The 20185-nt window shown below is 54.7% G+C and carries 15 protein-coding genes; 14 read left to right on the forward strand and 1 reads right to left on the reverse strand.

Annotated elements, in window-relative coordinates; all coding sequences use genetic code 11:
- Positions 1-16 precede the first annotated feature (16 nt).
- The 7 genes from nrfD (at position 17) to CA832_RS05175 (ending at position 8085) form a co-directional block, all read left to right on the forward strand.
- Positions 17-1738 carry an NrfD/PsrC family molybdoenzyme membrane anchor subunit gene (gene nrfD / locus CA832_RS05145; RefSeq protein WP_088340459.1) on the forward strand — a complete coding sequence of 574 codons (1722 nt, stop codon included), beginning with the start codon at positions 17-19 and terminating at the stop codon, positions 1736-1738.
- A 6-nt stretch (positions 1739-1744) separates the two neighbouring features.
- Positions 1745-2266 (forward strand): DUF3341 domain-containing protein, encoded by a 522-nt coding sequence (locus CA832_RS05150; protein WP_088340460.1) that lies wholly within the window; start codon positions 1745-1747, stop codon positions 2264-2266.
- 9 nt (positions 2267-2275) lie between these two features.
- Positions 2276-2836 (forward strand): c-type cytochrome, encoded by a 561-nt coding sequence (locus CA832_RS05155; RefSeq protein WP_088340461.1) that lies wholly within the window; start codon positions 2276-2278, stop codon positions 2834-2836.
- Between the two features lie 13 nt (positions 2837-2849).
- Positions 2850-4184: a quinol:cytochrome C oxidoreductase gene (locus tag CA832_RS05160; RefSeq protein ID WP_088340462.1), complete on the forward strand. Its 1335-nt coding sequence runs from the start codon at positions 2850-2852 to the stop codon at positions 4182-4184.
- A gap of 30 nt (positions 4185-4214) precedes the next feature.
- Positions 4215-5276, forward strand: a complete 1062-nt coding sequence (locus CA832_RS05165) for a cytochrome c oxidase subunit II (protein ID WP_088340463.1) — start codon at positions 4215-4217, stop codon at positions 5274-5276.
- Between the two features lie 40 nt (positions 5277-5316).
- Positions 5317-7140: a cytochrome c oxidase subunit I gene (locus CA832_RS05170; protein ID WP_088340464.1), complete on the forward strand. Its 1824-nt coding sequence runs from the start codon at positions 5317-5319 to the stop codon at positions 7138-7140.
- A 105-nt stretch (positions 7141-7245) separates the two neighbouring features.
- On the forward strand, positions 7246-8085 hold the full coding sequence (locus CA832_RS05175) for a GIN domain-containing protein (protein WP_088340465.1): 840 nt from the start codon (positions 7246-7248) through the stop codon (positions 8083-8085).
- 49 nt (positions 8086-8134) lie between these two features.
- Here CA832_RS05175 and pckA read toward each other — a convergent pair whose 3' ends face one another.
- Positions 8135-9721, reverse strand: a complete 1587-nt coding sequence (gene pckA, locus CA832_RS05180; protein ID WP_088340466.1) for a phosphoenolpyruvate carboxykinase (ATP) — start codon at positions 9719-9721, stop codon at positions 8135-8137.
- 177 nt (positions 9722-9898) lie between these two features.
- On the opposite strand from pckA, the gene ruvB reads away from it, so the two are divergent.
- From ruvB to CA832_RS05215, 7 genes are all read left to right on the forward strand, one after another.
- On the forward strand, positions 9899-10921 hold the full coding sequence (gene ruvB / locus CA832_RS05185) for a Holliday junction branch migration DNA helicase RuvB (protein WP_088340467.1): 1023 nt from the start codon (positions 9899-9901) through the stop codon (positions 10919-10921).
- Between the two features lie 85 nt (positions 10922-11006).
- A complete protein-coding gene (locus CA832_RS05190; protein WP_088340468.1) occupies positions 11007-13856 on the forward strand; it encodes an ATP-binding protein in 2850 nt (949 codons plus the stop codon).
- Positions 13857-14010: 154 nt separating this feature from the next.
- Entirely contained in the window at positions 14011-14574 is a 564-nt protein-coding gene (locus CA832_RS05195) for a hypothetical protein (RefSeq protein WP_088340469.1), read from the forward strand.
- A 49-nt stretch (positions 14575-14623) separates the two neighbouring features.
- Positions 14624-15208 carry a c-type cytochrome gene (locus CA832_RS05200; protein ID WP_088340470.1) on the forward strand — a complete coding sequence of 195 codons (585 nt, stop codon included), beginning with the start codon at positions 14624-14626 and terminating at the stop codon, positions 15206-15208.
- 37 nt (positions 15209-15245) lie between these two features.
- Positions 15246-16172: a tRNA epoxyqueuosine(34) reductase QueG gene (gene queG / locus CA832_RS05205; RefSeq protein ID WP_088340471.1), complete on the forward strand. Its 927-nt coding sequence runs from the start codon at positions 15246-15248 to the stop codon at positions 16170-16172.
- Between the two features lie 148 nt (positions 16173-16320).
- Positions 16321-17643: an MFS transporter gene (locus CA832_RS05210; RefSeq protein WP_088340472.1), complete on the forward strand. Its 1323-nt coding sequence runs from the start codon at positions 16321-16323 to the stop codon at positions 17641-17643.
- 238 nt (positions 17644-17881) lie between these two features.
- Positions 17882-20179, forward strand: coding sequence for an NADP-dependent malic enzyme (locus tag CA832_RS05215; protein ID WP_088340473.1), 2298 nt, complete (start codon positions 17882-17884; stop codon positions 20177-20179).
- The last annotated feature ends 6 nt before the right edge of the window (positions 20180-20185 follow it).

Genomic DNA, 20185 nt, shown 5'->3' on the forward strand with positions numbered 1-20185 from the left:
ACGAAAACGATATTCTATGGCGTCGCATTACGAAGCACCGATACGTAAACCCCTGGTACTGGGCGATAAAGGTTACCACGATGTATCCGTGGATATTGCCGCTCCGGTTGAGGGTCGGGCCAATAAGCAATGGTGGATTGTCTTTACCATTGCCCTGGTCGCATTCCTCTGGGGTGTCGGGTGTATAATCTATACGATTTCCACGGGGATCGGTACCTGGGGTCTGAACCGTACGGTAAACTGGGCCTGGGACATCACCAACTTTGTATGGTGGGTGGGTATTGGACACGCCGGTACCCTGATTTCGGCCGTACTGTTGCTCTTCCGCCAGAAGTGGCGTATGGCCATCAACCGTTCTGCGGAGGCCATGACCATTTTCTCGGTTATACAGGCGGGCCTTTTCCCTATCATCCACATGGGGCGGCCCTGGCTGGCCTACTGGGTGGTTCCCATCCCGAACCCGCTGGGTTCTCTTTGGGTAAACTTCAACTCCCCCCTGCTTTGGGACGTTTTCGCAATCTCTACCTACCTGTCGGTATCCCTGGTATTTTGGTGGACGGGTCTTTTGCCGGATTTCGCCATGATCCGCGACCGGGCCGTGAAGCCTTTCCAGAAAAAGATTTACAGCCTGGTGAGTTTTGGTTGGAGCGGCCGGGCCAAGGACTGGCAGCGTTTTGAGGAAGTATCCCTCGTACTGGCCGGTCTTGCTACCCCCCTGGTACTCTCGGTTCACACCATTGTATCCTTCGACTTTGCTACCTCGGTCATCCCCGGGTGGCATACCACCATATTCCCGCCCTACTTTGTGGCCGGGGCCATCTTCTCCGGGTTTGCCATGGTACAGACCCTGCTGATTATCATGCGGAAGGTGAGCAACCTGGAGGCTTATATCACCATCCAGCATATCGAGCTGATGAACATCGTTATCATGATTACGGGCTCCATTGTTGGCTGTGCCTATATCACGGAGTTGTTCATCGCCTGGTATTCCGGTGTGGAATACGAACAATACGCCTTCCTGAACCGGGCCACCGGTCCTTACTGGTGGGCCTATACCCTGATGATGACCTGTAACGTGGTCTCCCCTCAGGTCATGTGGTTTAAGAAGATCCGTACCAGCATCATGGTGTCTTTCATCATTTCCATCGTGGTAAACGTGGGGATGTGGTTCGAGCGTTTCGTGATTATCGTAACCTCCCTGCACCGCGATTACCTCCCGTCTTCCTGGACCATGTTCTCGCCTACTTTTGTGGATATCGGGATCTTTATCGGGACCATCGGGTTCTTCTTCGTCCTCTTCCTGCTTTACGCGCGTACCTTCCCGGTTATCGCCCAGGCGGAAGTGAAGTCGATCTTGAAATCCTCCGGGGAGCGCTACAAAAAATTGCGCGATGCGGGTAAACCCCTGTACCAGATTTCCGGTACAGCCCAGGTGAATGCGCCTGCAAAGGCGGAGGCACCGGCTGCCCAGAAAGAGGAACAGGTGAGTGACCTGCTCAAAACCCTCGGCACCTTCGACCCGGCTACCCAGAAACCCGATGACCTGAAAAAGGTGAAGGGAATTGGCCCGCAAATGGAGAAGGCCCTGAACCAGATCGGGATTTACACCTTTGCACAGGTGAGCCGGATGACCCAGCGTGAGTATGACCTGCTCGATTCTATTACAGGCTCCTTCCCGGGCCGCGCGCAACGCGACGACTGGGCAGGGCAGGCCAAACAGTTAAATGAAAATAAGTAAGCACAGATGGCATCTAAAGTGATACAGGCATTCTACGACGACGACGACGTGCTCATGCACGCGGTCAAAAAAGTCCGTGCCGCCAAGCACCATATCGAAGAGGTGTATTGCCCCTTTCCGGTTCACGGCCTGGACAAGGCCATGGGCCTTGCTCCCACCCGGATCGCGATTACCTCCTTCATGTACGGCTGCCTCGGGCTTACCGTGGCTATCGTAATGATGAACTATATCATGATTGTGGATTGGCCACAGGATATCGGAGGAAAGCCCAGCTTCAGCTACCTGCAGAATATGCCGGCCTTTGTGCCCGTAATGTTCGAGATGACGGTTTTCTTTGCGGCCCACCTTATGGTTATTACCTTTTACCTCAGGAGCCGCCTGTGGCCTTTCAAGAAGGCCGAGAACCCGGACGTCCGCAGTACGGACGACCATTTTATCATGGAGATTGAGGCCCATGGAAACGAAGCCGAACTCACTGCCTTGTTGCAGCAGACCGGTGCCGTAGAAATCAATACTGTTGAAAAGTAACTTCGGATGATGAAGAACACGATACAAGGTCTTATGGTAGTGGCCGCCGCGGCCCTCCTGGCATCCTGCCAGGACACCCGGGAGCCCAACTACCAGTATATGCCCAATATGTACGAATCTGTGGGGTACGATACCTACCAGAAAGTAGAGTGGCTGCCGGGAGGTTCCGCTGCCTTGCTGCCTGCTGACAATACGGTGGCACGGGGCAAAATGCCTTACCGATACGAAAACTCCCTGGAAGGCAAGGAAATGGCCCTGGCCATGGCAAGTCCGCTGGACTCCCTTAGCCGGGAAGAAAACCTTGAAGTTGGCGCCGAGTTGTACGGGATTTACTGTGCGGTGTGTCACGGCAACAAAGGGGATGGCCAGGGGAACCTGGTCAAGCGGGAGAAGATCCTCGGGGTACCTTCCTATGCAGACCCGGGCCGCAATATTACCGTTGGCAGCACGTACCACGTTATCTATTACGGGCTCAACGCCATGGGTTCCTACGCCAACCAGCTCAACGAAACCGAGCGCTGGCAGGTGTCGGAGTACGTGATGAAACTTAAGGAAGACCTAACTCAATAAGAAAGCATTGAAGATGTATACCTTCTCGAACAGACTTAAAATAGGATCCCTTGTCCTGATGGCCCTCGGCCTGCTGGGTATGGGGATCGGATTTGTCTCTGCACCTTCCACTGTCGAAGAGGCCAAGGCCATGGTAGCCGCGGCTCACGACGACGGGCATGGCGGCGGACACGGCGAGGCGGCCGAAGCTTCCCACAATACCGGTCATACCGAGGCGGGTCACGAGGCGGGTTCGCACGATGCCTCCCACGATGAGCACCTGCTGCACCAGTTGCAAAACCGTCCCTGGGCGGCCCTGTATGTTGCTGCGTTCTTCTTCTTTATGATCGCCTTGGGGGTATTGGCCTTCTACGCCATCCAGCGCGCGGCACAGGCCGGGTGGTCCCCTCTGTTGTTCCGCGTTATGGAGGGGATTACGGCTTACCTGGTTCCCGGGGGGATAATCGTCTTTGTAATCCTGGTTATGTCCGTACTGCACTGGAACCACCTCTTTGTTTGGATGGACGCAGAGACCGTAGCCCACGATGAACTGCTACAGGGAAAAGCCGGGTACCTGAACCCCACCTTTTTCCTGATCCGCGCGGCTATTTTCCTCGGTGGCTGGATTGCCTACCGGGAGATTTCCCGCAGGTTATCCCTGGCCCAGGACCAGGCCAGCGATAACAGCAATTTCAAAAAGAATTTTAAGTGGTCGGCCGCGTTCCTGGTATTCTACCTGGTATCCGAATCCATGATGAGCTGGGACTGGATTATGAGTGTGGACCCGCACTGGTTCAGCACCCTCTTCGGATGGTATGTTTTTGCCAGTATGTTTGTATCCGGGATCACAACCATTGCCCTGATTACTATTTACCTGAAATCCCGCGGGTACCTTCCCGATGTGAATGACAGCCATATCCACGACCTGGGTAAATTCATGTTCGGGATCAGCATTTTCTGGACCTACCTCTGGTTTGCGCAGTTCATGCTTATCTGGTATGCGGATATCCCCGAGGAAGTCACCTATTTTGTGACCCGGATTGAAGACTTTAAATTGCCGTTCTTCGGAATGCTCGCCATGAACTTTATCTTCCCCTTGCTGGTGCTTATGAACAGCGATTACAAGCGGGTGAACTGGTTTGTGGTTATGACTGGTATTGTGGTGCTTCTGGGCCATTACCTGGATGTGTTCGTCATGATCATGCCTGCTACCGTAGGAGATCAGTGGCACATCGGGATTCCCGAGATCGGAGCCGTGCTCTTTTTTGCAGGCGCCTTTATTTTCTGGGTATTCAATACCCTCACCAAAGCCCCCCTGCAACCCACGCGCAACCCGTATATTGAGGAAAGCAGGCAGTTTCATTATTAATAGCGTTAGCGATTTATATCCGTTAAGACAATGACAGCAGTATTGACGATTTCAGTTTTGGTTCTTGTGGCCATCGCCATCTGGCAGATGACCAAGATTTTTGAATTGTCTCAGGTCAAGGCCAAAACATCGAATTCGGAAGTAGCCAACAACGAGGACAACAAGAACAACGGGTACCTGATGTTTGCCTTTTTGGTATTCATCTACCTGCTTACCATCTTCAGCTTCTGGAAGTACAGCAAATTCATCCTCCCCGAGGCTGCAAGCGCCCACGGGGGCCAGTACGATACCCTGATGCTGTGGAGTTTCGTCATCATTTTCATTGTACAGATCATTACCCAGGCCCTGCTGCACTACTTTGCCTTTAAGTACCGCGGGAAGGAAGGGCAGAAGGCACTGTTCTATGCCGATAACGACCGCCTGGAATTTATCTGGACCATTATCCCGGTAATTGTACTTGCCGGACTCATCCTGTGGGGCCTTTATACCTGGACCAATATCATGGATGTCAACGAAGAGGACGACCCGCTTATCGTGGAGCTCTACGCCCAGCAATTTAACTGGACGGCGCGTTATGGCGGAGACGACAATGTCCTCGGGGATGCCAATGTCCGGATGATTGATATCAACAAAGCGAATATCCTCGGTGTGGACGAATCGGACCCCAACGGGGCCGACGACATCATCGTCAAGGAACTGCACCTGCCCAAGGGGCGGAAGGTGAATTTCAAAATCCGTTCCCAGGATGTCCTGCACTCTGCCTACATGCCCCATTTCCGGGCTCAGATGAACTGCGTGCCCGGGATGATTACGGAGTTTTCCTTTACGCCCACGGTGACCACAGCTGAGATGCGCCAGCGCCCGGAGATTATCGAAAAGGTACAGCGCACCAATGCCATCCGGGCGGAACGGGCAGCCATGGGCGAGCCCAACTCCGACCCCTGGGAATTCGATTATGTCCTGCTCTGCAACAAGATCTGCGGGAAATCCCACTACAACATGCAGATGAAAATCATCGTGGAGAGCGAGGAGGATTTTAACCAATGGCTCAGCGAACAGCCGACTTTTGCAGAGACCGTTGCCGGAAAATAAAATTGCTATTTTAGAAAGAAGATAAAACACAAGAAGGACTATGTCAGCACATGCACATGCAGTCGCCGATGATCACGCCCACGATCACGGTCACCACCACAAGGAAACGTTCATCACCAAATACATCTTCAGCCAGGACCACAAGATGATTTCCAAGCAGTACCTGATTACAGGTCTGATTATGGGCTTCATCGGAATTGCAATGTCCCTGCTGTTCCGGATGCAACTGGCCTGGCCGGGGGAATCGTTCCCCATCTTTGAAGCGTTGCTGGGTAAGTGGGCTCCCGACGGCGTAATGGATGCGGATATTTACCTGGCGTTGGTAACCATCCACGGTACCATCATGGTGTTCTTCGTTCTTACCGCCGGTCTTAGTGGTACCTTCAGTAACCTGCTTATCCCGTTGCAGATCGGTGCCCGGGATATGGCCTCCGGATTCCTGAACATGCTTTCCTACTGGATGTTCTTCCTCTCCAGTGTCATTATGGTTATTTCCCTTTTTGTAGAAGCCGGACCGGCCGCTGCAGGATGGACGATTTACCCGCCCCTGAGCGCCCTGCCCATGGCCCAACCCGGGTCTGGTGCCGGGATGACCCTGTGGCTGGTTTCCATGGCGATCTTTATCGCCTCCTCCCTGCTCGGGTCCCTGAACTATATCGTAACCGTATTGAACCTTCGGACCAAGGGGATGTCCATGACCCGCCTCCCGCTGACCATCTGGGCGTTTTTTGTGACCGCTATTATCGGGGTGATTTCCTTCCCGGTACTGCTCAGCGCGGCCCTGCTGCTTATCATGGACCGGAGTTTCGGAACCTCTTTCTTCCTGTCGGATATCTTTATCCAGGGCGAGGTATTGCACTATCAGGGCGGATCTCCCGTCCTTTTTGAGCACCTGTTCTGGTTCCTGGGGCACCCGGAGGTGTATATCGTTATCCTCCCTGCCATGGGAATCGTTTCCGAGGTGATGTCTGTCAATGCGCGGAAGCCTATTTTCGGGTACCGGGCGATGATTGCCTCCATCCTGGCGATTGCCTTCCTCTCGACTATCGTTTGGGGGCACCATATGTTCGTTTCCGGGATGAACCCGTTCCTCGGCTCGGTATTTACCTTTACCACCCTGCTGATTGCTATCCCATCGGCTGTAAAAGCCTTTAACTGGATTACGACCCTCTGGAAGGGGAACCTGCAGCTCAACCCGGGCATGCTGTTTTCCATCGGGATGGTATCGACCTTTATAACTGGAGGTCTTACCGGGATTATCCTGGGAGACAGTACCCTGGATATCAACGTACACGACACGTATTTTGTGGTAGCCCACTTCCACCTGGTAATGGGTATTTCTGCGCTTTACGGCCTGTTTGCCGGAGTATACCACTGGTTCCCGAAAATGTTCCAGGGCCGCATGATGAGTAAGAACCTGGGCTATGTCCACTTCTGGATTACCGCCGTGGGCTCCTACGGGGTATTCTTCCCCATGCACTTTATCGGTATGGCCGGGGTGCCGCGTCGCTACTATGAAAACACCGCCTTCCCCATGTTCGACGAACTGGTGGACATTCAGGTACTGATGACGGTGTTTGCCATTATCACCGCCGCCGCCCAGCTCGTATTCGTATACAACTTTATCCGCAGCATATTCTACGGCAAGCGTGGCCCGCAGAACCCCTGGGGTGCTACTACCCTGGAGTGGACCACCCCCCAGGAGCACTTCCATGGGAACTGGGCCGGAGCTATCCCGGAAGTACACCGCTGGCCTTACGACTACAGTAAGACCTATGAGAACGGGGAGTACATCCTGGAAGGGCAGGACTTCGTTCCCCAGACCATGCCCCTGCAGGACGGGGAGGAAGAGCTGCAGCATTAAGCAGTGCACTAAACAAAAAAAGGCCCATCTTTTGATGGGCTTTTTTTGTGCGGCCCTGTTCCGCCCGAATTGTAATATCTTTAAGGTGCTTCAAAGCCAGAGCGTATGAAACGAAAACTCAGATTTCTGTTGGCAGTAGTAATGGCAGTGGTCCTGGCCGGGACACAGGCCTACGGCCAGCGCAAACCCCGGATTAAAGGGAGCCGGTCGCCCATAACTGTAAACCAGGACCTGCCCGAGTTTCGATTCCTGAAACTGGCAGACGACCTGGAAGTGGAAGTGCGCAACGGCGCTCCGGGTTATGAGCTGGAAGTGGACGATAACCTGGTGGATGTCCTGAGTTTCCAGGTACAGGACAGTACCCTGGAAATCACCTCCTTTTACCAGATTTCATCCAGCAAGGCCCTCAAAATCATAGTCTACGCACAGGGCCTCAATGCGGTGGAAGCCCGGGCTGGCCGTTTGTTTTCGGAGCAACCCATTACGACAGACCTGCTCAGCGCCCGTGCCTCGGACAATGCTAAGCTTGGCCTGCACGTACGGGCCGGTTGGGTAGACCTGACCCTGTCGGACAACAGTTCGGCCGACCTTCGCATAGAAGCCGACACCCTTTCCATGAGCCTGGGCGGCCGTACCGATACCCGGGTATATGCCAACGCAGGTGGCCTTTCGGCAGCCCTTTCCGAGAATGCCTCCCTATCCCTGGAGGGTGTGGGAGCCCAGGTACGTCTGGAGGCAGCCGACAATTCCTCCATAAAGGCGTCGCGCATGGAGGCCCAGGAGCTCAGTGCCCGCCTGGAAGGTGCCGCCACCAGCCGTGTATTTGCCAGTGAAACGGCCAGATTGGACCTCAGCGGCCAGGCCCGTCTCTACCTCTATGGGGAGCCCGCCCTGAACATCACCCGTTTTTCGGACCGGGCGGAACTTCACAAGGAACCCGAATAGAAAAAGCCCCCGCCAACGCGGGGGCTTTTTTGGTATTGCAGGATCCGGATTATTCCATATCCGGGCCGGCAGCTATGATTTCCGGGTTTACCCCGGCTTCGAACTTCTTGAAGTTCTTTTTGAAGAGTGCCACGAGTTTGGCCTTGGTGGCCTTGTAGGCAGCCTTGTCGTCCCAGGTGCTTTCGGGCATCAGGACGGCATCCGGTACCCCGGGGCATTTCCCTGGGATCTCGAAGCCAAAGGCCTCGTCACGGGTGTAGGCAACCGACTCAAAATCGCCATGGTGGATGGCGTCGATCATGGCACGGGTGTACTTCAGTTTAATACGGGAGCCCACACCGTGCGCGCCACCTGTCCATCCGGTATTCACCAGCCATGCGGTAACATTGTGTTTGCGCATCTTTTCGGCCAGCAATTCTGCATACTTATTGGGGTGCCACATCATGAAGGCAGCCCCGAAGCAGGCGCTGAAGGTGGCCTGGGGTTCGGTTACCCCCATCTCGGTTCCCGCTACCTTTGCGGTATAACCTGAAATAAAGTGGTAACTGGCCTGTTCCGGCGTAAGCTTGCTTACTGGGGGCAGTACACCAAAGGCGTCGCAGGTCAGGAATATGATGTTTTTCGGGTGTCCCGCCACACAGGGGATCTGTACATTCTCGATGTGTTCAATGGGGTAGGAGGCCCGGGTGTTCTGGGTAATGGAGGTATCGGTATAGTCTACCTCCCGGGATTCTTTATCGTAGACCACATTTTCCAGTACGGTGCCGAAACGGATGGCGTTGAAAATATCCGGTTCGCTTTCGGCGGAAAGGTTGATGGCCTTGGCATAGCAGCCGCCTTCTATGTTAAAGGTGCCGTCGTCTGTCCAGCAGTGCTCATCGTCCCCGATCAATTTGCGTTTCGGGTCTGCACTAAGGGTGGTTTTCCCGGTCCCGGAAAGCCCGAAGAGGATACTGACATCCCCGTCCTTGCCCACGTTGGCCGAGCAGTGCATGGGAAGTACTCCCTGCAGCGGCATGAGGTAATTCATAACCCCAAAGATGCCTTTCTTCATCTCCCCGGCATATTGGGTGCCCAGGATGACAATTTCCTTGCGCTCCAGGTTCACATCCACAGAGGTTTTGGAGGTCATTTCGGAGGTGTAAATGTTGGCGGGGAAACCACCTGCGTTAAAGACCACATAATCCGGTTCCCCGAAACTGGCCAGTTCCGAGGCGGTTGGCATAATGAGCATATTCTGCATAAAGAGGGCATGGTAGGCCCGGGTACAGATAATGCGGACTTTAATCCGGTATTTGGGGTCCCATCCGGCGAAGGCATCCACAACAAAGAGTCGTTCGCAGATATTCAGGTAATCGATAGCCCTTTCGTGGTTTACCATATAGGTATTCTTATCCAGGCCTATGTTGATGTCGCCCCAGTCTATGTTCTGTTCGGATTCCGGGTTGCGCACAATGCGTTTATCCTTGGGGCTGCGGCCCGTTTTCTCACCGGAATACACCAACAGTGCCCCTACATCGGAGATAGCGGTTCCCGCTTCTTTGCGTAGCCCGATTTCGTAAAGGATGGGTACAGAGGTGTTCCGGTGGATTTTTGTCACTTTGATCCCGTACTGGGAGAGGTTGAATGTTGCCATTGACAATGGTTTAAATGATTGCTACTACCCCGGCCATCGTTGCCGGGAATGTCTTCTGACACCACAAAGGTAGGGCAGGACAGCAGGCTTAAATATGACAAAAATCAAAGATTATCCGGATCCTTCCCCCTTTTGAACTGTTCGGCGGATGGGCGGTTTTGTTATCTTTGTTTTACGATGAACGAACACCTGGACCCATCCTCCGAAAACCTCTCCCAGGAAGAACTCGATATTGAACGGGCCTTACGCCCTGTTTCCTTCGATGATTTCACCGGGCAGCAGCAAGTACTGGCCAACTTGCAGGTATTTGTACAAGCAGCCAACCTGAGGGGGGAGGCCCTGGACCATACCTTGTTGCACGGCCCCCCCGGGCTCGGGAAAACCACCCTGGCCCATATCCTGGCCAACGAGCTGGGTGTGGGCCTGAAAGCCACTTCCGGGCCGGTATTGGACAAACCGGGAGACCTGGCCGGACTGCTCACCAACCTGGAGCCCCGGGATGTCTTGTTTATCGATGAAATCCACCGGCTGAGCCCCGTGGTGGAAGAGTACCTGTATTCGGCCATGGAGGATTATAAGATCGACATCATGATCGAAACCGGGCCCAATGCGCGTTCGGTACAGATCCATCTGGAGCCGTTTACCCTGGTTGGGGCCACCACCCGTTCCGGGTTGCTGACAGCCCCCATGCGTGCGCGCTTCGGTATTTCGAGCCGGCTGGAATACTATGGTACGGAATTGCTTTCCACCATTGTGCAGCGCTCTGCCGATATCCTGAAAGTACCCATTACCGAAGAGGCCGCCATTGAGATAGCCGGGAGAAGCCGCGGTACCCCGAGGATCAGCAACGCCCTGCTGAGGCGGGTCCGGGATTTTGCCCAGATCAAAGGGGATGGCAACATCGACATGGAAATTGCCCGTTTTGGCCTTAAGGCCCTGAATGTGGATGCCTATGGGCTGGATGAAATGGACAATAAAATCCTGGCTACCATCATCGATAAATTCAAAGGCGGCCCGGTAGGTATTACCACCCTGGCCACGGCCGTATCGGAAAATGCCGAAACCATCGAGGAGGTGTACGAACCCTTTCTGATCCAGCAGGGGTTTATCATGCGCACCCCCCGCGGACGGGAAGTGACCGAACTGGCCTACCGGCACCTGGGCCGGTTAAAAGGCGGCGCCCAGCCGGGCCTTTTCTAGTCAGAGGCGTATCCCAACCCCTTCACCCGTTATTTTTGTATTTTTCCGAAGCCCCCTTAAAAGAGGGCCCAACCCACCTGTCCCCATGCGGAAGACCTTTGCCATCCTCGCACCCCTGTTCCTGTTCGCCACAGGCCTGATGGCCCAAAGGGAGTACACCCTGGACCCACGTTACCCCGTACACGACCTGGACCCGTTCCTGGAAGTCTTTCCGGACCCGGAAGGGTTGTATACCCCTATGGCGGTTTTGCAGAAATCGACCACCCCTCCCCAAATGGGAGATCAGTTGCCCCGGTATGGACAGGTAGGGGTCCTGTACTGGGGTCGGCTCCGTCTGAAGGCTGTGGATTCCCTTCGGGGCTGGACCCTCCAGATGGAGGATAAATGGCTGGGCCCCCCGGCCTGGACCAAAAGTAACGGGGAGGTAGATGTCTATGGGTATTCGGGGGGTGTCCGCATATTCCACAAGAAAACCGGGGTGGAAGTCCCAAGGCAGGAACGGGATACGGATTTGCATTGGACCCTGAACAGTATTTCCCTGGAAGCCCTCCCCCCGGGGGAATCCGTTACCCTTGTTTTCCGGGTGCGAGGCAACAGCCTGGGGTATCCGGCCTACTTCAACCTGTCGGCGCGTGCCCCGGAGTATACCTTTTACCACGAACCGTATTTTTTCAACCGGAGCTTCAACATCTTTATGTTCGGGGTTACCCTGATCATTTTCCTGTACCACTTATTGCAATTCCTTTACCTCAGGGAGAAAGTCATTTTCTGGTTTACCCTCTGGTTGCTCTTCTGCTGTATCACCCAGGCCATGACTGCCGGGTTAGTCATTGGCTCCTTTACCCGGTCTCGGTTTCCTGTACAAATCTTTATCGCCAACGGGATTTTCTATATTTTCTGGTTCTTCGGAAGGGCCTTTACCGATTCGGCACGAAAGTTTCCTGTCCTGGACCGCCTGGTGCTGGTCCTCACCGGGTTGATTTTTCTGGAAATCTGCGGGGCCATCATTGCCCTGCTCTTTTTGGATGCGCAACCCTGGATGACCGGGGTAGGGAACCACTATGTCTTCCTGTGCATCTATGCCGTTCTCAGTGCCCTGCTATCCATTGCCTTCCTGATTCAAAAGGACCGCTTTGCGCGGTATTTCGGGGTGGGCTCCCTGATTGCCAACCTGGCGCTGATTGTCGGTACCCTATGGTCCATGGGATATATAGGGATGCCCCTGGGGTTTGACCCGTACGCCTCCGGTATCCTTTCTCAGATTATTATTTATTCCTTTGGCATCGTGTACCGGCGCCGGAAACTGGCCCGGCAGGCCGAAGCAGAGCGGATTGAGGTGGCCCGTTCCCAGGCAGAGGTGGCACGGATCCGGGACCTGGACCAGCTCAAGTCCCGCTTTTTTACCAACATCAGCCATGAATTACGCACGCCCCTAACCCTGATACAGGGTCCTATCCGCCATGCCCTTCGTAAAGAGGACGAGGCTGATGCCGTGATGTTGCCGCGCAAGGCCGTCAATACCGTCCTGCGGAACACCGACCGGCTGCAGTCCCTGGTAGACCAGTTATTGGAACTCTCCAGGATTGAGAGTGGGAAAGTGAGTATCGGGTTGCGCTTCGGGGATCTTTCGGGCCCGGTAAAGTCGCTGGCCCATTCCTTCGAAAGCCTGGCCGAGCGGGAGAATATCCGCTATACGACCGACTTCAGCGCGGGGGAACTGGAAGGCTGGTACGACCGGGACAAGCTGGAAAAGATCATTTACAACCTGCTCTCCAATGCTTTCAAGTACACCCCTAACGGGGGCGAGGTCCGCTTTGGGGTGTCCCGGGACGCAGGCAGGCTCGTGCTTCAGGTGGAAGATACGGGCAAAGGGGTTGCTCCGGAAGACCTGAACCACATTTTTGAACGGTTTTACCGGGTGGAGGGCAATGAGGAAAAGGGCAGCGGGATTGGCCTGGCCCTCTGCAAGGAACTGGTAGAGCTGCAAAGCGGCGTAATCCGGGTAAGCAGTGCCCTGGGTAAAGGAACCACGTTCCGGGTAGACCTGCCCCTGCAACGGGAGGACTTCCCCAGGAATGCCGTGGTCCTGGAGAAGGCTGGGGATGCTGCCGGCCTGGCAGAAACAGCTCCGGCACAAGAAGCGGTGACCCATACCACTGCCCAGCTGCAGGATATGGAAAAAGAGAAACCCGTTGTATTGCTGGCGGAGGATAATCCGGACCTGCAGGAATATATCTCGGAAATCCTGGCCCGGGACTATTGCGTGCTTCAGGCTTCGGACGGTCTGCAGGGGGAACGGATGGCCATTGAACACATCCCGGACCTGGTGGTTTCCGATGTTATGATGCCGCAAAAAGATGGCTTTGAATTGTGCCACGCCATAAAGACAAATGCCAAGACCAGCCATATCCCTGTGGTCTTGCTCACGGCCAAAGCCGGACACGAGAATAAGATGGAAGGCCTTTACCAGGGGGCCGATGCGTACCTGACCAAACCGTTCGACCCGGAGGAACTCCACCTTCGCCTGCGCAACCTGCTGGACTCCAAAATGCGCCTCTGGGAAACCTTTAAGGCTTCCGGGTTGGTCTTGGTTGACGACCTGGGGGTAGGATCCCTGGACGATGCCTTCCTGCGGAAAATCATGAATACGGTAACCGGGCAATTGGATTCTGAATCCCTTGGGGTGGAAACCCTGGCCAGGGAGGTGGGTTTCAGCCGGGCACAACTCAACCGGAAGCTAAAAGCGCTGACAGGTAAATCCCCCAACCAGCTCATCATGGAGACCCGGCTGAAACGTGCCTACCAATTGCTGGAGGAGGGAGCCGGGTCTGTATCTGAGGTAGCGTACTCGGTGGGCTATTCCAACCTTTCCTACTTCACCAAACGGTTTAAGGCCTTCTATGGCTGTGCTCCAAGCCAGGTTATAAAATCCTGAACCTACCGTAAACAGGGCGTTGCCAGTACCATGATTCAAATGTGCCAGGAATTGCGTCAATAGTGACAAAGGGGTTAGGGGGAAACCGGGAACTTCGTCCCAGAGGAAAGCAAGAGAACCTTTCCAGATTGTTTCAACCAAAAACCCTTTCATTATGAAACCCATTAGTTATCTGGCCTCCATGGCCTGTTTGTCTTTGATTGTTCTCCTTGGGTCCTCGTGCACCCAGGAAATCCCGGACCCGGAACTGGAAGTATCTGCAGTTTCCCTTAAGGCCGGAGCCACCACCTTCGAGGGGGAACTTAAAACCGTACGCAAGGCCGCCATGCGCTACCACAGTTTTCAGCAGGCTGTCCGCAACGGCTATGCAGATTCCTATCCGTTTAACCCTTCCCCTTATGTGCCACAGATGGGCTTTCATTATATCAATGTTGGCCTGATGGATGGTACTTTCGATATGGAGAACCCCGAGATCCTGCTCTATGTGCCCGATGCGCAGGGCAACCTGAAACTGGCCGGGGTGGAATACGCCGTACCGGTAGCCCTCTCCCCGGAAGCCCCCGAAGGATTTACAGGGTCCGAGGACCATTGGGAGTATAACCCCAACGTAGCCGGCGGCGCATGGACCCTGCACGCCTGGGTAGTCCTGGAAAATCCCGAGGGTGTTTTTGCCCCCCACAACCCGAATGTACCAGTATCCGACCCTTCGCTCGATTAGGCGCTACCGGCCACACCCGAAGAATCATTAATTTTTAATCCCTACCCATATGAAATCGAAGTCCTTATTATGGGGCCTGGCTATCCTCCTGTCCCTTGGAATAATCGCCTGCCAACAGGGGCCCAAACCCGAAGTGGTAACCCAGGTGGCAGAACTCACCACCCAAGACCCCATCCAGCGTGGAAAATACCTGGTGGAAGCCATCGGGTGTGCAGACTGTCATTCCCCCAAGAAGATGACCGAGCAGGGTCCCGTACTGGACATGGACCGCTATATGATGGGGTATGATGCCTCCATGCCCTTACCCCCTGTGCCCCAGGAAGTACCCCTTGGCCCGTGGATCCTGATGACGGGAGACCTTACCGCCGCCGTAGGCCCATGGGGGGTGTCCTACGCCGCCAACCTCACCCCCCATGCCAGCGGCCTGGGGAACTGGTCTATAGAGCAATTCAAAAAGGCCCTCCGGGAAGGCAAGTACAAGGGCCTGGATAACAGCCGACCCCTTATGCCGCCTATGCCGGTACAGGCCTTTCGCAACCTCACCGACCAGGACCTGGAAGCCATGTTTGCCTACCTTCAGTCGCTCCGGCCCATAGATAATGTGGTCCCGGCCTACCAGCCGCCCGGTTCCTGAGGTTTTTTATTCAGGGCTAATGGAGTAACTTGGCCCTATGGACCCGTCTCGTTACAGCCAAATGATCAAAGCCGAAGCCAAGCGCCTCGGCTTTTTGTCTTGCGGTATATCCAGGGCCGATTTCCTCGAAGAAGAAGCCCCACGCCTGGAGCGCTGGCTCCGGTCTGGCATGCATGGGGAAATGACGTATATGGAAAACCATTTCGACAAACGCCTCGACCCGCGAAAACTGGTCCCGGGAGCCCGGTCGGTGGTGTCGGTCCTGCTCAATTACTTCCCGGAAAACCAACAACCGGATGGCACGTACAAGGTTTCCAAATATGCCTATGGCAAGGACTACCACCACGTGATCAAAGGCAAGCTTCGCGAGCTCCATCATTTTATAGAATCGGAGATAGGCGAGGTGGGGGGCAGGGCCTTTGTGGATTCTGCCCCGGTGCTTGACAAGGCCTGGGCGGCGCGAAGTGGCCTGGGCTGGATTGGGAAAAACAGCAACCTGCTGACCCGCCAGGTGGGGTCCTTTTATTTTATCGGGGAGCTTATCCTGGATTTGGATCTGGCCCCGGACGCCCCGGTCACAGACCATTGCGGCAGCTGTACGGCCTGCCTCGATGCATGCCCTACCCAAGCCATAGTGGCACCTTATGTGGTGGATGGCAGCAAATGTATCTCCTACTTTACCATAGAACTGAAAAATGAGATTCCCGCCGGCTTCCGGGGCGAATGGGACGATTGGATTTTCGGATGCGATATTTGCCAGGATGTCTGCCCTTGGAACCGCTTTGCCAAACCCCACCAGGAACCCGACTTTGACCCCCATCCGGATTTGCTCACTATGGAAAGGAAGGATTGGGAGGAGATTACCGAGGCGGTATTTGGCCGGATATTCCAGAAATCTGCGGTAAAGCGAACCAAGTTTGCCGGCCTCAACCGGAATATCCGCTTTCTGAATGGCGATACCTGAAAAGTACCATCCGCCGATGGGATAAATCCATCTTTCGCAAACGTTTTCGTTGCTTTTTATGGCTGAAATCTTTGCCGCGCATGCCCCAAGCATGTGTCGAAAACACTATATTGACCCTAAACTAACAACCGGCTAAAGGCAACAAATCATGAAAATTCCAAAGCCAAAATTATCGTTCTGGCAAATATTCAATATGAATGTTGGGTTTTTGGGAATCCAATACAGTTTCGGGCTGCAACAAAGTGCAATCAATCCGATCTTCCTGTTTCTGGGGGCAAAGGAGGAGATCCTTCCCATCCTGAATATTGCCGGGCCGGTTACGGGCCTTATCGTTCAACCCATAATCGGGGCCATTTCCGACAAGACCTGGTCGCCGCGCTGGGGTAGGCGTAAACCGTTTTTCCTGATTGGCGCCCTGTTGGGAAGTATCTGTTTGTTCCTCTTCCCGCTTAGCCCCGCACTCTGGTTTGCGGTGGGTCTGTTGTGGATTCTGGATGTTGGCAATAATATGGCAATGGAGCCTTACCGTGCCTTTGTGGGCGATAAGCTCCCCGACCAGCAGATGAACCTCGGCTACCAGATGCAAAGCCTCTTCGTGGGGGCGGGTATCCTGTTGGCCAATGCCTCCATATTTATTTTTCAGGACTGGTTTGGCGGGGGTGAGGAAATCACGGGTGCCGTACCCAAATGGCTGTATTATTCCTTTTTTATCGGCTCCTTTCTCTCATTAGCCACCATCCTCTGGTCAGTCCTGAAAACTCCAGAGATTCCTCCCAGCCAGGAAGAGTTCGAAGTGATCCGCAGGCATCGAACCCTGCCGTTTTGGGAGCGTTTTAAAATCCCGTTTATCGAGATCAGCGAAGCGGTTAAAGATATGCCTAAGTTCATGTGGAAACTGTCTGGGGTCTATCTGTTTCAATGGTATGCCTTGTTCATATACTGGCAGTTTATAACCCCACTTTTCCGCACCACCATGGGGTTTGATACATCCCAGGCAGCCGCCCAGGCAGCCAAGATGAGCACGACCTACAATATTGTGACTACTGTGGTGGCCCTGGTCTTGGTTCCGCTTACGATGCGCTACGGGGGCAAACGGGTCTACGCCCTGAGTCTTTTCGGGACGGCCATTGCCCTTTTTGCCATCCCTTATATCTCCGATCCGGTATATGTGTTAATGCCCATGGTGTTGTTTGGCGTGGGGTGGGCCGCCATGATGGGGATTCCTTACAGCATGGTTTCCAAAATTGTCCCGCAGGACCGGCGGGGGGTCTATATGGGCATCCTCAATATGATGATCGTGATCCCTATGGGTATCGAAACCCTGAGTTTCGGCCCCATTTTTAAAAACCTGCTGGGTGAAAGTTCGGTTAATGCCATGTTGTTTGCAGGAACCTTTTTTACTATCGCTGCGGTGCTGGCGCTGCGCCTGAATGTTAAAGCGGAACAGGATGAGGAGGTAGAACAAGCCTGAGGTGGCGGGTAAAGGCGGAAGCGGTTTTTCCTCTCGGGGGGTCCCCCCACCCGCCCACCCAATACCAAAATACCTTCCCTCCCTGCAACCCCCAATCAACGATGGCCCGGATGCTCCCTGAAACCTGTCCCACATCAGGCTACCCGAGATATCCGGACTCCGGGGAAGATAAAATTCCCATGATTCTCATCCCCAGATTGGATACTCCCGTGTACCTTTGTGAAACAATGAAGCCGTCATGAGCAAGGAAAAAAAGCGCCGGGAAGCATTGATCTACCATGCCAAACCCACCCCCGGCAAAATAGCCATAGTACCTACCAAACCCTACACCACCCAGAGAGACCTGGCCCTGGCCTATTCCCCCGGGGTGGCAGAACCCTGCCTGGAAATTGAAAAAGACAAAGACCAGGTCTACCGGTATACCGCAAAGGGGAATCTGGTGGCTGTGATCTCCAATGGAACGGCTGTTCTGGGCCTGGGCGACATCGGCCCGGAGGCCTCCAAGCCGGTCATGGAGGGGAAAAGCCTGCTTTTTAAAATCTTCGCCGATATCGACAGTATGGATATCGAACTCGATACCAAGGATGTGGACCGTTTTGTGGAGACGGTCAAGATATTGTCTCCCACCTTCGGGGGGATCAACCTGGAAGACATCAAGGCCCCGGAGGCCTTTGAGATTGAGCGCCGGCTTAAAGAAGAGCTTGATATTCCTGTGATGCACGACGACCAGCACGGCACGGCCATCATCTCTGCTGCAGCCCTGCTCAATGCCCTGGAACTGGCCGGGAAAAAGATCGACCAGGTGAAGGTGGTAATCAGTGGTGCGGGGGCGGCAGCCATTTCCTGCAGCCGGCTCTACCGCGCTTTTGGGGTTAAGCAGGAGCACATGGTGATGCTGGACAGCAAGGGGGTCATCCGCAGCGACCGGGAAAACCTGAGCCCCGAAAAAGGGGAGTTCGCCACAGACCGCAAGATAGACACCCTGGAGGAGGCTATGGTGGGGGCCGATGTTTTTATCGGGCTTTCCATTGCAGATATCGTAACACCGGATATGCTTCGCAGCATGGGGGAGAACCCTATCGTTTTTGCCATGGCTAACCCCAACCCGGAAATTGCCTACGACCTGGCCCTGGAAACCCGGGACGACATTATCATGGCCACCGGCCGGTCCGACCACCCCAACCAGGTAAACAACGTCCTCGGCTTTCCCTATATCTTCCGGGGTGCCCTGGACGTAAGGGCAACCAAGATCAATGAGGCCATGAAAATGGCCGCGGTGAAGGCGTTGGCCCAACTGGCCAAGCAGCCCGTCCCGGAACAGGTCAATATTGCCTACGGGGAAATGCGGCTGACCTTCGGGCGGGAGTACATCATCCCGAAACCCTTCGACCCCAGGCTTATTGCGGAAGTCCCACCGGCGGTGGCCCGCGCAGCCATGGAGAGCGGGGTGGCCAAATCGCCCATCCAGGATTGGGACCGCTACCGGGAGGATCTCCTGCAGCGCTCCGGGGATACCAAAAAGGTGATGCGGATGATGATGAACCGGGCCAAGGCCAACCCCAAGACCATCGTATATGCCGAAGCGGACCAGCTCGATGTGCTCAAGGCGGCGCAGATCGCTTACGAAGAGGGCATCGCGCATCCCGTATTGCTGGGTAACCGCAAGACCATAGAAGCATTGAAGAAGGAGCTGGAATTCGATGCGGATATCCCCATCGTGGACCAGTACGAAGAGGCCTCGCAGCAGAAACGGGAGCAGTATGCCCAGAGCTATTGGGAGATGCGGCGCAGGAGCGGGTGCACCCTCTACAGTTCCCGCATCCGGATGCGGGAGCGGAATTATTTCGGGGCCATGATGGTCCGCGAGGGGGATGCCGACGGGATGATTACCGGATACTCCCGGGCCTTTAATACCGTGGTAAGGCCAATTTTCGAGGTTATTGGCAGGGCCAGCGAAGTGCGCAAAGCGGCCACAGTCCATATTATGATCACCTCCCGGGGGCCGTTATTCCTGGCCGATACGTCCATCAACATTAACCCATCGGCCGAGGAACTGGCCGAAATTACCCGGATGACAGCCAACCTGGCGCGGGCCTTTAATTTTGACCCGGTAATGGCCCTGTTGTCTTACGCCAACTTCGGGTCTTCCAAAGACCCCAATGCGATCAAGGTCAAGGAAGCGATCCGCATCCTGCACGAGGAGAACCCGGAACTGGTGGTAGACGGGGAGATCCAGACGGATTTTGCCCTGAATAAAAAGCTCCTCCAAAGCCAGTTTCCCTTTTCCAAACTGGCCGGGGAGCAGGTCAACACCCTTATTTTCCCCAACCTGGAATCGGCCAATATCACCTATAAGCTGATCAAGGAACTCCAGGCCTCGGATACCATCGGGCCCATAATGCTGGGCCTCCGCAAGGCGGTGCACGTCTTGCAGATGGGAGCCAGTGTGGAGGAGATGGTGAATATGACCGCCGTTGCGGTTATCGATGCCCAGGAACGCGAAAAGCGCCGAATGGCCAAAGCCCAATCTAAGTAGTCCAGG

It is taken from the genome of Robiginitalea sediminis, assembly GCF_002198115.1.
GTDB classification, from domain to species: Bacteria; Bacteroidota; Bacteroidia; order Flavobacteriales; family Flavobacteriaceae; genus Robiginitalea; species Robiginitalea sediminis.

Coding starts and splice junctions, on each gene's coding strand:
- nrfD (WP_088340459.1), top strand. CDS start 17: ATGGCGTCGCATTACGAAGCACCGATACGTAAACCCCTGGTACTGGGC.
- CA832_RS05150 (WP_088340460.1), top strand. CDS start 1,745: ATGGCATCTAAAGTGATACAGGCATTCTACGACGACGACGACGTGCTC.
- CA832_RS05155 (WP_088340461.1), top strand. CDS start 2,276: ATGAAGAACACGATACAAGGTCTTATGGTAGTGGCCGCCGCGGCCCTC.
- CA832_RS05160 (WP_088340462.1), top strand. CDS start 2,850: ATGTATACCTTCTCGAACAGACTTAAAATAGGATCCCTTGTCCTGATG.
- CA832_RS05165 (WP_088340463.1), top strand. CDS start 4,215: ATGACAGCAGTATTGACGATTTCAGTTTTGGTTCTTGTGGCCATCGCC.
- CA832_RS05170 (WP_088340464.1), top strand. CDS start 5,317: ATGTCAGCACATGCACATGCAGTCGCCGATGATCACGCCCACGATCAC.
- CA832_RS05175 (WP_088340465.1), top strand. CDS start 7,246: ATGAAACGAAAACTCAGATTTCTGTTGGCAGTAGTAATGGCAGTGGTC.
- pckA (WP_088340466.1), bottom strand. CDS start 9,721: ATGGCAACATTCAACCTCTCCCAGTACGGGATCAAAGTGACAAAAATC.
- ruvB (WP_088340467.1), top strand. CDS start 9,899: ATGAACGAACACCTGGACCCATCCTCCGAAAACCTCTCCCAGGAAGAA.
- CA832_RS05190 (WP_088340468.1), top strand. CDS start 11,007: ATGCGGAAGACCTTTGCCATCCTCGCACCCCTGTTCCTGTTCGCCACA.
- CA832_RS05195 (WP_088340469.1), top strand. CDS start 14,011: ATGAAACCCATTAGTTATCTGGCCTCCATGGCCTGTTTGTCTTTGATT.
- CA832_RS05200 (WP_088340470.1), top strand. CDS start 14,624: ATGAAATCGAAGTCCTTATTATGGGGCCTGGCTATCCTCCTGTCCCTT.
- queG (WP_088340471.1), top strand. CDS start 15,246: ATGGACCCGTCTCGTTACAGCCAAATGATCAAAGCCGAAGCCAAGCGC.
- CA832_RS05210 (WP_088340472.1), top strand. CDS start 16,321: ATGAAAATTCCAAAGCCAAAATTATCGTTCTGGCAAATATTCAATATG.
- CA832_RS05215 (WP_088340473.1), top strand. CDS start 17,882: ATGAGCAAGGAAAAAAAGCGCCGGGAAGCATTGATCTACCATGCCAAA.